We start from the raw sequence: 12,507 nt of genomic DNA on the forward strand, positions 1-12,507 counted from the left end.
TGGCATATGGGGCGTATCGGCAGAAGAGGGTTCGTGCTGACGGCGGCCGGAGCGCTGGCCGCGCTGGCGACGGCCGGGGACGCGGTCGCCCGGCCCGTCGGCTCGTCGGCCGGCGCCGCGCGGCGCCGGCACATGCCGCCCCCGGAATTCCGCGGCATGTGGCTCGCGACCGTCGCCAATCGCGACTGGCCGTCCGTGGGCGGCCTCACCGCCGACGAGCAGTGCGCCGAACTCCTCGACCACCTCGATGCCGCCGTCGCCCGCAAGCTGAACGCCGTCGTCTTCCAGGTCAGGCCCGCCGCGGACGCCCTGTGGCCTTCGCCGCACGAGCCCTGGTCGCAGTACCTCACCGGCGAACAGGGGCAGCATCCCGGCTGGGACCCGCTGGGCACCGCCGTGCGCGAGGCCCACCTGCGCGGTCTTGAGCTGCATGCCTGGTTCAACCCGTACCGCGTCGCGACCCACAGTGACCCGTCCCGTCTGGTCGAGAACCACCCGGCCCGGGTGCACCCGGAGTGGGTCCTGCCGTACGGCGGGAAGCTGTACTACAACCCCGGCATCCCCGAGGTCCGGACCTTCGTCCAGGACGCGATGATGGACGCCGTCAGCCGCTATGACATCGACGCGGTCCACTTCGACGACTACTTCTATCCGTATCCGGTGGCCGGCCAGGTCTTCGACGACGACGAGACCTACGCCCGGTACGGCGCGGACTTCCCGGACAAGGCCGCCTGGCGGCGGGACAACATCGACCGGCTCGTCAGCGAGATGGCCGACCGGATCAAGAAGGCCAAGAAGGACGTCGCGTTCGGAATCAGTCCGTTCGGCGTGTGGCGCAATGTCGCCACCGATCCACTCGGCTCGGACACCACGGCGGGCGTGCAGACCTATGACAATCTGCACGCCGACACCCGTAAGTGGATCAAGAAGGGCTGGATCGACTACGTCGTACCGCAGCTGTACTGGCACATCGGCTTCGGCCCGGCCGACTACGCCGAGCTGCTGCCCTGGTGGAGCGACGTCGTACGGGGCACGGGCGTCGGTCTCTATGCCGGTGAGGCCCTCTACAAGGCGGGCGACCCCGCCCAGTCGGCGCCCTGGCAGGACCCCGCCGAGCTCTCCCGGCATCTCACGCTGGCGCGCACGTACCCGGAGGTGCGCGGCCACTGCTTCTTCTCGGCCAAAGAAGTCATGACTGACCCGGTCGGGGCGATGGCCAGGGTGGTGGCCGACCACTATCCGACCAGGGTGCTACCGCCCGCCTGAGGGGCGAGCCGGGTGAGGTGGTTGGTCGAGGGGTGCGGGTCAGGTCTGCTCATGGTGGCGCACGACGGTGTCGGGGCCCGGAGACAGCAATGCCTCATGCCCGTCGTCGAAGCGCACGCGGTACGGGGGACTGCCTTCCTGTCCCAGTACCTCGACGACTTCGGCGGTCCTGTCGTGCTGTCCCACGGTCCTGCCGTGTACCAGCAGCGTGTCGCCCACGTTTGCTTGCATCGGGAGTGACCTCCTCGAAGGCGGTGATCCGTGCTTCGAGTCTACGGCCGGGGCCGGGAGTTGCACCCTCAGCTGCGGGCGCGCTGGGTCACCGCGATACACACCAGGACGGCCACGGCCGCAACCGGGGCGGCGGGGGAGAGCCGCTCGTCCAGCAGGGACACCGACCAGACGAGGGTGAGCAGCGGCTGAGCGAGCTGGAGCTGGCTGGCCTTGGCGATGCCGATGGAGGCCATGCCCCGGTACCAGACGTACAGGCCGAAGAAGGTTGAACCGGCCGCGACCCAGAGCAGTCCGATCACGCCGTGCGCCGTCAGACGGACCGGCTCGAAGGCCAGGGCGAGCGCCGATCCCGCCAGCGCGAGCGGCAGGCAGAGCATCAGCGCCCAGCCGATCACCTGCCAGCCCGGCATATCGCGGGCCAGCCTGCCGCCCTCGGTGTAACCGGCCGCACAGACCAGCAGCGCGCCGAAGAGATACAGGTCGCCGGTCTGGAGCGCGCCACCGCTCTGCTGCACGGTGAAGGCGATCACCACGGCCGCGCCGGCGAGAGCGGCCAGCCAGAAGGTGCGCGAGGGGCGGCGGCCGGTGCGCAGGGCCGCGAAGGCGGCGGTGGTCAGCGGCAGCAGCCCCACCACCACGGCGGCGTGCGAGGTGGTGGAGGTCCGCAGCGCGAGCGTCGTCAGCAGCGGAAAGCCCACCACCACACCGCCGGCCACCACGACGAGGCCCGCCCAGTGCCGACGGCCGGGGAGCGGTACCCGCATCGCCAGCAGAAAGCAGCCGGCGATCAGGGCGGCGAGGGCGCTCCGTACGGCGACCAGGGACCAGGGGCCGAAGCTCTCCAGGCCCCAGACGGTGGACGGGAAAGTGAGCGAGAACGCGATGACGCCGAGTACGGCGAGGAGGGTGCCGCTGCTGACCGCTATCGAAGTGGTGGGAGTAGCGCTATCCTGTGCTGTCATGTATGAGCGTAGCAGTGTGGCGGAACTGGCAAATACACTGAAGCGGGAGCTGGACCGCTACTCGCCCGGTGGGAAGCTGCCGTCGAGCCGGGCACTCGTCGAGCGGTACCGGGTCTCGCCGGTGACCGTCTCCCGCGCGCTTGCCCAGCTCGCTGCCGAGGGCCTGGTCACAACCCGCCCCGGCGCCGGAGCGTTCCGGGCGCAGCCCCGTACCGGTACCGCCCCGGCGCCCGGGGACACCTCCTGGCAGGAGGTCACCCTCAGCGCGGACGCGGCCGCCGAGCCGGTGCCGCGCGCCGTGGACGCGTCCGGGGTCCTGGCCACCCTGGCCGCGCCGCCGCCGGGCGTCGTGGAGTTCAACGGCGGTTATCTGCACGCCTCCCTCCAGCCGGAGCGGGCGATGGCCGCCGCGCTGGCCCGGGCGGGACGGCGGCCCGGGGCCTGGGGGCGGCCGCCCACCGACGGTCTGCCCGAACTGCGCGAGTGGTTCGCCCGCGGCCTCGGCGACAGCATCGGCGCGGCCGACGTACTGATCACGGCGGGCGGCCAGTCCGCGCTGACCACCGCCCTGCGCGCGCTCGCGCCGCCCGGCGCCCCCGTCCTCGTCGAGTCCCCCACTTACCCGGGCATGCTCGCCATCGCCCGCGCCGCCGGGCTGCGTCCTGTGCCGGTCCCGGTCGACTCTCAGGGAGTCCGTACGGAGCTGCTCGCCGCCGCCTTCAAGGCCACCGGCGCCCGGGTCTTCGTCTGCCAGCCGCTCTTCCAGAACCCCACCGGCGCGGTGCTCTCGCCCGATCGCAGGCCCGACGTGCTGCGCATCGCGCGCGCAGCCGGAGCCTTCGTCGTCGAGGACGACTTCGCCCGCCGCATGGTCCACGAGGACGCGGGCCCCCTGCCCAGCCCGCTCGCCGCGGACGACCACGAGGGCGTCGTCGTGCACGTCAGCTCGCTCACCAAAGCGACCTCGCCCAGCCTGCGGGTGGGCATGCTGGCGGCTCGCGGCCCGGTACTCGAGCGGCTGCGGGCCATCCATGTCGTCGACACCTTCTTCGTCCCCCGTCCCCTCCAGGAAGCGGCCCTGGAGCTGGTCGGATCACCGGCCTGGAACCGCCATCTGCGCGCTGTGGCCGCCGAGTTGAAGACCCGTCGCGACACCATGACCGCGGCGCTGCGCCTCGGACTGCCCGAGCTGTCCCTCCCGTACATCCCGTCCGGCGGCTACCACCTCTGGCTGCGCCTCCCCGACGGCGCGGACGAGACAGCCCTGTTCTCCGCAGCTCTGCGCGCGGGCGTGGCCCTGGCCCCCGGCCGCCCCTACTTCTGCGCCGAACCCCCGGCCGGGCATGTCCGGCTGACCTTCGCGGGCGTGGCGGGACCGGCTGAGATCGCGGAGGGCGTACGGCGGTTGCGGAAGGCCTGCGACGAGGTGCTGGGCTGAGCCGAGCGCTTTCCCAGCCGCCACTGACAACGCCTCTGCCATCCCTGTGGCTGCGAAAACGGCTCGACTGCACGGGCCCGTCCTGCGAGGCTCCCGCCATGAGCGAGACGACCTTCGGCATGTACACGATCTCCACCGACCCTGCCCGCCTCGATGTGGCCCGCGTCCACCGCTGGCTCTCCATCGATGCCTACTGGGCGCTCGGCCGCAGCCGCGAAAAGCAGGACCGGGCCATTGCCGAGTCGCTCAACTTCGGTGCGTACGAAGCGAGTTCCGACGAGCTCGTGGCCTACGCACGGATCGTCACCGACCACGCCACCTTCGCCTGGCTCTGCGACGTCTACGTTGACCGTGCCGTCCGCGGCAAGGGGCTGGGCACCGCGCTGGTGGCCGCCGCCCGTGATCACCTCGCCCCCTGCGGGGTGCGCCGCATCCTTCTCGCCACGGACGACGCCCAGGGCGTCTACGAGAGGCTCGGCTTCAAGGCCCTGCATGATCCCGGCAACTGGATGACGCTCGGCCTCCAGTGACCCCTTGACCTGCGTGGCTTTCGCATCCACGATCTCGCCATGAGTGTCCGGATCACGCTGGTCGCCGCTGCGCGCAGTTCCTCCCCGCTCACCGAGCGGTTCGACGACGACCGTCCGCTCGACCAGGCCGGCTGGCACGAGGTGCAGCTCAACGCGTACCGGCTGGTGCCGCTCAGCGCCGCCGAGTTGCGCTACTGCTCGCCGACCGCCCGCAGCCGGGCGACTGGCGATGCACTCGGCTTCGCTCCGCTCGCCCAGCCCGCGCTGCGTGACTGCGACATGGGCCGCTGGCGCGGCTTCACGCTCGCGGAGGTCACGGCCCGTGAACCGGCAGCCGTCGACGCCTGGCTCGCCGACCCGCGCTCCGCGCCGCACGGCGGCGAGCCGCTGCTGGCGTTTCATCTCGCGCATAGGGGGCTGGCTGGACACGAGGCCCGCCGACGACGGCGCTTGTCTCGTCGCGGTCGCCGAACCCGCCGTCGTACGAGCGGCACTGGTGTACGCCCTCAAAGCGCCGCCCTCGTCGTACTGGAACGTGGACGTCCGCCCGCTGTCGACCGTCGCCCTGACCGGTCATCCGGGACGCTGGAGCCTGCGCCTGGAGACGGCGGCCTGATCCCGCGCGTGCGGGCCTACGGCCGACGGCTGGAGCCGCCCGCCGAGACGACCGGCTGGGGGTTTGCGGCACGCCGTCAACCTTCGCCGAGCGCCTCGCGTTTGCGTCGCAGAATGTCGCCGGTCGCTTCACGCACATCCCGTCGGCGTGATGTCCGGGGAACGAGACCGCCCCGGCCGGGCGAGATGCCGGCCGGGGCGGAACAGGCGCAGGTGTGGAAGGGGGCGGTCGCCTGCCCCCTCCCCTCCGCAGCTGTGGCGTCAGCCGAGGATCGCGATGGCCTGGTTGAAGGTCGTCGACGGGCGCATGACGGCCGAGGCCTTCGAGGCGTCGGGCTGGTAGTAGCCGCCGATGTCGGCCGGCGAGCCCTGCACCGCGATCAGCTCGTCAAGGATCGTCTGCTCCTGCTCGGCCAGCGTCTTGGCGAGGGCGGCGAACGCCTCCGCGAGCTGCGCATCCTCGGTCTGCTTCGCCAGCTCCTGCGCCCAGTAGAGCGCCAGGTAGAAGTGGCTTCCGCGGTTGTCGATGCCACCTACTCGGCGGCTGGGCGACTTGTTCTCATTGAGGAAGGTGCCGGTCGCGCGGTCGAGCGTGTCGGCGAGAATCTGAGCGCGCGCGTTGCCCGTGGTCTGCGCGAGGTGCTCGAAGCTGACCGCGAGCGCGAGGAACTCGCCCAGGCTGTCCCAGCGCAGGTAGTTCTCCTTTACCAGCTGCTGGACGTGCTTGGGCGCGGAGCCGCCGGCGCCGGTCTCGAACAGTCCGCCACCATTCATGAGCGGGACGACCGAGAGCATCTTCGCACTCGTGCCGAGCTCAAGGATCGGGAACAGGTCGGTCAGGTAGTCGCGCAGCACGTTGCCGGTGACCGAGATCGTGTCCTCGCCCCGGCGGATCCGCTCCAGGGAGAACGCGATCGCGTCGACCGGCGACATGATCTCGATCTGCAGGCCCTCGGTGTCGTGCTCGGCGAGGTAGGTCTTGACCTTCTCGATGAGGGTCGCGTCGTGCGCGCGGCCCTCGTCCAGCCAGAACACCGCCGGGTCGCCGGTCGCGCGGGCGCGGGTGACGGCAAGCTTGACCCAGTCCTGGATCGGCAGGTCCTTGGTCTGGCACATGCGGAAGATGTCGCCGGCGCCCACGACCTGCTCGAGCACGACGTTGCCGCCCTCGTCGACGACCCGCACCGTGCCCGGGGCAGCGATCTCGAAAGTCTTGTCGTGGCTGCCGTACTCCTCGGCCTTCTGCGCCATCAGGCCGACGTTGGGCACCGAGCCCATCGTCGCCGGGTCGAAGGCGCCGTTCGCGCGGCAGTCGTCGATGACGACCTGGTAGATGCCGGCGTAGCTGCTGTCGGGGAGGACCGCGAGAGTGTCGGCCTCCTGGCCGTCCGGGCCCCACATGTGACCGGAGGTACGGATCATGGCCGGCATGGAGGCGTCGACGATGACATCGCTCGGTACGTGCAGATTGGTGATGCCGCGGTCGGAGTCGACCATCGCCAGCGCGGGGCCGGCGGCGATCTCGGCCGCGAAGGACGCCTTGATCTCCGCGCCCTGGGGCAGCGACTCCAGGCCCTTGAGGATGGCGCCGAGTCCGTCGTTCGGGCTCAGGCCGGCCGCGGCGAGCGCCTCGCCGTGCTCGGCGAACGTCTTGGGGAAGAAGGTCCGCACCACGTGGCCGAAGATGATCGGGTCGGAGACCTTCATCATCGTGGCCTTCAGGTGCACCGAGAACAGCACGCCCTCGGCCTTGGCGCGTGCGACCTGCTCGTCAAGGAACGTGCGCAGCGCGGCCACGCGCATGACGGACGCGTCCACGACCTCGCCCGCGAGCACGGGAACCGACTCACGCAGGACGGTGGTGCTGCCGTCGTCCCCCGCGAGCTCGATGCGCAGCGAGCCGGCCTCGGAGATGACCGCGGACTTCTCGGTGGAGCGGAAGTCGTCGGCGTCCATGTGCGCGACGTTCGTCTTCGAGTCGGACACCCACGCGCCCATCTTGTGCGGGTGCGCCTTGGCATAGTTCTTCACCGAAGCGGGCGCACGCCGGTCGGAGTTGCCCTCGCGCAGCACCGGGTTGACGGCACTGCCCTTGATCTTGTCGTAGCGCGCACGGACGTCCCGGTCCTCGTCGGACTTCGGGTCGTCCGGATAGTCCGGCAGCGCGTAGCCCTGCTGCTGCAGCTCGGCGATCGCAGCCTTCAGCTGCGGAATCGAAGCCGAGATGTTCGGCAGCTTGATGATGTTCGCCCCGGGAGTCTTGGCCAGCTCGCCCAGCTCAGCGAGTGCGTCATCGATGCGCTGGCTCTCCTCAAGACGCTCAGGGAAGCTGGCGATGATCCGCCCCGCCAGAGAGATGTCACGGGTCTCGACACTGACCCCGGCCGTCGAGGCGTACGCCTGGACGACAGGCAGGAACGAATGCGTCGCCAGGGCCGGCGCCTCGTCAGTGTGCGTATAGATGATGGTCGAGTCAGTCACCGGGTGCTCCGCTCCACGTCTGCAACATTGCTCGACATCAAGATATCTCGTGACCCGCCACCTCTGGACAGGGCCCTGCCCCAGTGACCGGGTCTCGGGGTTTCGGCGCCGGCTCTGTTCGTCAGCCGGCGCGCCGGTCTCGGTCATCCACGCCAAGGCCACTACCGCTTCGACCCTGCCCGCGTCGGAGGCCCAGGCCGGCCGACCTGGCCGGGCTGTGGCGTTCAACCGGCCGATGGCGTCGAGCTCCGCGTCGGCAGGCAGGCGCAGGCCGCTGCCGGTCATGGTCGAACTGCTTGCCGACGACGACTGGCGAGTGGTGGAGGCGGCGGCCAACCCGTCGCTGCCGCTTGCCGTGATGTCGGAGCTCCCTCAGCCGAGCGGGGGATACGTCCAGCACGGCCCGCCGCAGCCATGCGGGCCCACTCCACCGAAAGAAACCACTGCGGGATCGAGTGGGCGCGATGATTTCGGAGCGGCGCGACAGTCTGCATCGCCGTAACCCCGGAGTGAGGAAGAGGAGCGAGGCCCATGCGCATCGTCATCAGTGAGTTCATGAGCTTGGACGGCGTCGTGCAGGCGCCAGGCGGACCCGGCGAGGACACCGACGGTGGCTTTACACACGGCGGCTGGTCGCACCCGTTCTTCGATCCGGAGGTGGTGGGCGGTGCCTTCGACGACGCGATGACCAAGGCGGAGGCGCTGCTGTTCGGGCGCCGGACGTGGCAGTCGATGGCCGCGGCGTGGCCCGAGCGAGGCGGTGACCCGTTCGCCGACCAGATGAACGCCATCCCGAAGTACGTCGTGTCCCAGACGCTGGGCGACGATGAGCTGACGTGGGACAACACCACGCGCATCCCCGGCGACAAGGCCGTCGCCCACATCCAGGAGCTGCGCGAGACCGACGGCGGCGACCTGTTGGTCATGGGGAGCCCCACGCTCGTGCGCAGCCTCCTGCGCGAGGGCCTGGTCGACGAGCTCCGGCTCATGATCATGCCGGTGATCCTCGGCGGCGGTAAGACGATCTTCCCCGACGACGGTGCGCTACGCGCGCTCGAGCTGGTCTCCACTGTCACCAGCGGCACGGGCGTGCATGTGTGTACCTACCGGCCGATCGCCGAGGGGTAGGCCGGGGCGGCGGAGCGTACGCCGGGTCCGACCGTGGCGGTCGTACGGTTGCGGCACCTGCCGGCTCGCCTCGTTCGGCCCAACGAGGCGCAGACCATCGGTGTCGTGGAAGAACCAGGAGTTGAACGCTCCAAGATCCTGGGGTGGCAGTTGGGGCTTGTATCGGAGCTCGCAGGGGACCAGCACGTAGTGGTTGTGCTCGACGTCGGCATTGTTGATCTCTCGACCAGGGCCTGGGCGACCACGACCACCGCGGCGACAGCCGGAGAGTCGGGCACGGCCAGGCCCACGTGCAGGACGACATGCTGCGATCGCCCTCTTCAACCGCCGGTCAGTTCTGCTGGTGGCTTTCGCGGTCTTCGAGGGCGCTGATGGCGGTGGCCGTGAGGCTGTGGGTGACGTGGCCGCGCATGAGCTGGGCCGCTTCGGCGGCCTGACCGTCCACGATGAGCGCGACGAGGCGGTGATGCTCTTGAAGGTCGCGGGTGCGAGGTTCGTCGCCGGGCGGGAGCTCGAGGCCGAGGCGGCGGTAACGGTCGGACTTGTCCCACAGATCGTCCAAGAGACGGATGAGGACGTCGTTGTGGGAGGCGCGGTACAGCGCCTGATGGAAGGCGCGGTGGGCGCTGAGTGCTTCCTCGCCCCACTGGCGGGTGACGGGGAGCAGGTTGTTGACCGCGGCTTGCATGGCAGCGATGTCCTGGTCGGTGCGGCGCCTGGCAGCGAGCTCGGCTGCGGTGGGATCCAGGGACAGTCGCACTTCGAAGAGCTGGCGGGCTTCGTCGGAGTTCATGGAGGACACGCGTACGTCGCGGTGGGTCTCGACGGTGACCAGGCCCTCGCTGCTCAGGCGGCGGATGGCCTCGCGCAGCGGCGTGATGCTCATGTTGAGGGAGTCGGCCAGCTCGTACTGCGCCAGCCGTGAGCCGGCCGGGAGGCTGCCAGAGAGGATCTGGCCGCGGAGTTCCGCGTAGGCGAGATCGCTCTTGCTGACAAAAAGGTTCGGACCTGCCATCGCCCCCTGTGATTCCTTCCCGGACGTCTTGACCCCTTGACAGCACCTGTTCGGTCATCTCACTCTAACAGCTCGCAACTTATAAGATATGAGAGAACGATGAAGATCACTGCTGTCTACGAGGGCACCGTCCCGATCAGCTCCTCGATCCGCAACGCTTGGATCGACTTCAGCGCGATGGACTGTTCGATCGTGGCGATCGTCAGCGACGTCATCCGCGACGGAAAGCCGGTCGTGGGCTACGGCTTCAACTCCAACGGCCGCTACAGCGCGGGCGAGATCCTGCGGCGGCGCATCCTGCCGCGGCTGATGGACGCCGAGCCCGGCAGCCTGCTGGACGAGCAGGGCGAGCTGGACCCCGCCAAGGCGTGGGAGATCATGATGCGCAACGAGAAGCCCGGCGGGCACGGGGAACGCTCGGTCGCGGTCGGCGTCGTGGATATGGCCTTGTTCGACCTCGCCTCCAAGATCGCGGGCAAGCCGCTGTACCGGTGGCTGTCGGACCGCTACGGCGACGGCCAGCCCGACGACTCCGTCTTCGTCTACGCCGCAGGCGGCTACTACGCCCCGGGCAAGACCCTCGGTGACCTGCAGGACGAGATGCGTGGCTTCCTCGACCTGGGCTACAACGTCGTCAAGATGAAGATCGGCGGCGCCGACCTGGCCGAGGACCTGCGACGCATCGAAGCGGTCATCGACGTCCTGGACGGGGACGGCTCCCGGCTGGCAGTCGACGTCAACGGCCGCTTCGACCTCACCACCGCCCTGGAGTACGGGCGGGCCATCGAGAAGTACGACCTGTTCTGGTATGAGGAGATCGGTGACCCGCTGGACTACCGGCTGAATGCCGTGGTCGCCGAAAACTACTCCGGCCGGATCGCCACCGGCGAGAACCTCTTCTCCCTCCAGGACGCCCGCAACCTGATCCGTTACGGCGGCATGCGCCCGGACCGCGACATCATCCAGGTCGACCCGGCGCTCAGTTACGGGCTGGTGGAGTACCTGCGCATCCAGGACATGCTGCGCCAGCACGGCTGGTCCTCGCGCCGCTGCATCCCGCACGGCGGACACCAGTTCTCCCTGCACATCGCAGCCGCCCTCAAGCTCGGCGGCAACGAGTCCTACCCGGGCGAGTTCCAGCCCACCGGCGGCTTCGCCGACGACGCCGTGGTCGAAAAGAGCCAGGTCAACCTCACCGATACCCCCGGCATCGGCTTCGAGGGCAAGGCCGCCTTCTACAAGGTGCTGCGCGAGCTGCACAGCTGACCTGACCGGCCGGCCACGACCGGATCCACCGGCGCACTGCTCCATCCGCGCCGTTTGCACGTCACCGGGGACGCGGTATACCCGCGTCCCCGGCACCCCACGGGACAGGGCTTTTCAAGATCGTGCTGCAAGGGAGCACCAACGATGACATCCACCACCGCCACCGGCCGTCCGCAACGGTCCCGGCTGAACCGTCTGATGCGTGAGCTGTGGTTCCAGGTGGTGCTGGCCGCGGTCCTCGGGATCGCCGTCGGTATCGCCTCCCCCGGGTTCGGAGAGAACCTGAAACCGCTCAACGACTGGTTCATCGCGCTGGTCAAGATGATTGTGATACCGGTCGTCTTCTGTGTGGTGACCACCGGCATCGCGTCCATGGACAACCTGCGCAAGGCAGGCCGCATCGGCGTGAAGGCGATCAGCTACTTCCTTGTGCTGTCGCTGGCGTCGATGCTGATCGGACTGGTGGTTGCCAACGTCTTCCATCCCGGTACCGGCCTGCACGTTGACCCCTCGACGCTGAACGCCGACGACGTGCCCGAGACCGCCCAGCAACACGCCACCCTCACCGGGTTCATCTCCTCGCTGATCCCCGCCTCGCTGTTCGGCGCGATAACCGGTGACGCGATCCTGGCCGCCCTGATGGTGTCGATCGTGTTCGGTGTGGCACTGAAGATGTCAGGCGAGCAGGCGGCCCCGCTGACCAACGGCATCCGTGCCCTGTCGGACGTGGTGTTCCGCATCGTGGGCTGGGTCATGCGGCTGGCCCCCCTGGGCACCTTCGGCGCCCTGGCCACCGTGGTCGCCACCTACGGCGCCGAGAGCCTGAAGCAACTCGGCTACCTCATCATCCTGTTCACCGCGACCTGCATCGTCTACATCCTGGTGGTGCTGGGCGCCATCATGCGGGCCTGCGGGCTGGGCCTGTTCGCCCTCATGCGGTTCCTCAAGGCCGAGCTGCTCGTGGCCCTCAGCACGTGTTCCAGCGAGGCCGTCCTGCCGCAGCTGGTGCGCAAGCTGGAGACCCTCGGCATCGGCCGCCCCGTGGTCGGCATCGTCATCCCTTCGGGTTTCTCCTTCAACCTCGACGGCTCCGCTGTCTACCTGACGATGGCCTCCATGTTCCTGGCCCAGGCCGTCGGCATCGACCTCTCCTGGCAGCAGCAGCTGGTCATGGTGGGCGTCATGATGCTCACCAGCAAGGGCACCGCGGGCATCGCGGGCGGCGCGTTCATCGTGCTGGCCAGCACCGTCACCGCGGTCGGCCATATCCCTCTGGCCGCCCTGTCGCTGATCGTCGGCGTCGACCGCATCCTCAACGAGGGCCGCGTCTTCATCAATGTCCTGGGCAACGCCATTGCCACCATCGTGATCGGTAAGTGGGAGAACGACTTCGACACCGCACAAGCCCGCTCGGTGCTCTACCCCTCCAAGAATCCACCGCAGCCGGCAGCGGCCGAGAACACCAAGGTCGGCGTCGGCAGCTGACCAGACCATCCCGGGCCCGTTTTCCCCTGCGGACCCGGTCTCCGCCGCGGTGGGCCTGGCCAACCTCGACATCTTCGAGCGCGAGGG

General features: G+C 69.4%; 10 protein-coding genes and 1 pseudogene. 7 read left to right on the forward strand and 4 right to left on the reverse strand.

All coding sequences use genetic code 11. The annotated features are described in order from the left end of the window. The first annotated feature begins 6 nt into the window (after nt 1–6). Nucleotides 7–1,266: a glycoside hydrolase family 10 protein gene (locus tag ACWDO5_RS16710; protein WP_450531019.1), complete on the forward strand. Its 1,260-nt coding sequence runs from the start codon at nt 7–9 to the stop codon at nt 1,264–1,266. A gap of 39 nt (nt 1,267–1,305) precedes the next feature. Here ACWDO5_RS16710 and ACWDO5_RS16715 read toward each other — a convergent pair whose 3' ends face one another. Beyond that, nucleotides 1,306–1,497: a DUF1918 domain-containing protein gene (locus tag ACWDO5_RS16715; protein WP_450531021.1), complete on the reverse strand. Its 192-nt coding sequence runs from the start codon at nt 1,495–1,497 to the stop codon at nt 1,306–1,308. Nucleotides 1,498–1,565: 68 nt separating this feature from the next. Then, nucleotides 1,566–2,462: a DMT family transporter gene (locus ACWDO5_RS16720; protein ID WP_450531022.1), complete on the reverse strand. Its 897-nt coding sequence runs from the start codon at nt 2,460–2,462 to the stop codon at nt 1,566–1,568. On the opposite strand from ACWDO5_RS16720, the gene ACWDO5_RS16725 reads away from it, so the two are divergent. The 3 genes and pseudogenes from ACWDO5_RS16725 to ACWDO5_RS16735 all read left to right on the forward strand — a co-directional run bounded on the left by ACWDO5_RS16725 (nt 2,461) and on the right by ACWDO5_RS16735 (nt 5,046). Next, entirely contained in the window at nt 2,461–3,900 is a 1,440-nt protein-coding gene (locus tag ACWDO5_RS16725) for an aminotransferase-like domain-containing protein (protein ID WP_450531023.1), read from the forward strand. The two genes, ACWDO5_RS16720 and ACWDO5_RS16725, sit on opposite strands and share 2 nt — an antisense overlap. 98 nt (nt 3,901–3,998) lie before the next feature. Beyond that, nucleotides 3,999–4,430 (forward strand): GNAT family N-acetyltransferase, encoded by a 432-nt coding sequence (locus ACWDO5_RS16730; protein ID WP_450531024.1) that lies wholly within the window; start codon nt 3,999–4,001, stop codon nt 4,428–4,430. Between the two features lie 39 nt (nt 4,431–4,469). Beyond that, nucleotides 4,470–5,046 (forward strand): annotated as a pseudogene (locus tag ACWDO5_RS16735) (histidine phosphatase family protein). 260 nt (nt 5,047–5,306) lie between these two features. Here ACWDO5_RS16735 and ACWDO5_RS16740 read toward each other — a convergent pair. Then, on the reverse strand, nt 5,307–7,526 hold the full coding sequence (locus tag ACWDO5_RS16740; RefSeq protein WP_450531025.1) for an NADP-dependent isocitrate dehydrogenase: 2,220 nt from the start codon (nt 7,524–7,526) through the stop codon (nt 5,307–5,309). A 531-nt stretch (nt 7,527–8,057) separates the two neighbouring features. On the opposite strand from ACWDO5_RS16740, the gene ACWDO5_RS16745 reads away from it, so the two are divergent. After that, nucleotides 8,058–8,654: a dihydrofolate reductase family protein gene (locus ACWDO5_RS16745; protein WP_450531026.1), complete on the forward strand. Its 597-nt coding sequence runs from the start codon at nt 8,058–8,060 to the stop codon at nt 8,652–8,654. A 331-nt stretch (nt 8,655–8,985) separates the two neighbouring features. Here the strand turns inward: ACWDO5_RS16745 and ACWDO5_RS16750 are convergent, their stop codons facing one another. Continuing rightward, entirely contained in the window at nt 8,986–9,669 is a 684-nt protein-coding gene (locus ACWDO5_RS16750; protein ID WP_450531027.1) for a GntR family transcriptional regulator, read from the reverse strand. Nucleotides 9,670–9,768: 99 nt separating this feature from the next. On the opposite strand from ACWDO5_RS16750, the gene ACWDO5_RS16755 reads away from it, so the two are divergent. Next, nucleotides 9,769–10,935, forward strand: coding sequence for a mandelate racemase/muconate lactonizing enzyme family protein (locus ACWDO5_RS16755; RefSeq protein ID WP_450531028.1), 1,167 nt, complete (start codon nt 9,769–9,771; stop codon nt 10,933–10,935). Between the two features lie 144 nt (nt 10,936–11,079). Beyond that, on the forward strand, nt 11,080–12,420 hold the full coding sequence (locus ACWDO5_RS16760) for a cation:dicarboxylate symporter family transporter (protein ID WP_450531029.1): 1,341 nt from the start codon (nt 11,080–11,082) through the stop codon (nt 12,418–12,420). Nucleotides 12,421–12,507 lie beyond the last annotated feature (87 nt).

This window comes from Streptomyces sp. NPDC000880 (genome assembly GCF_053599675.1).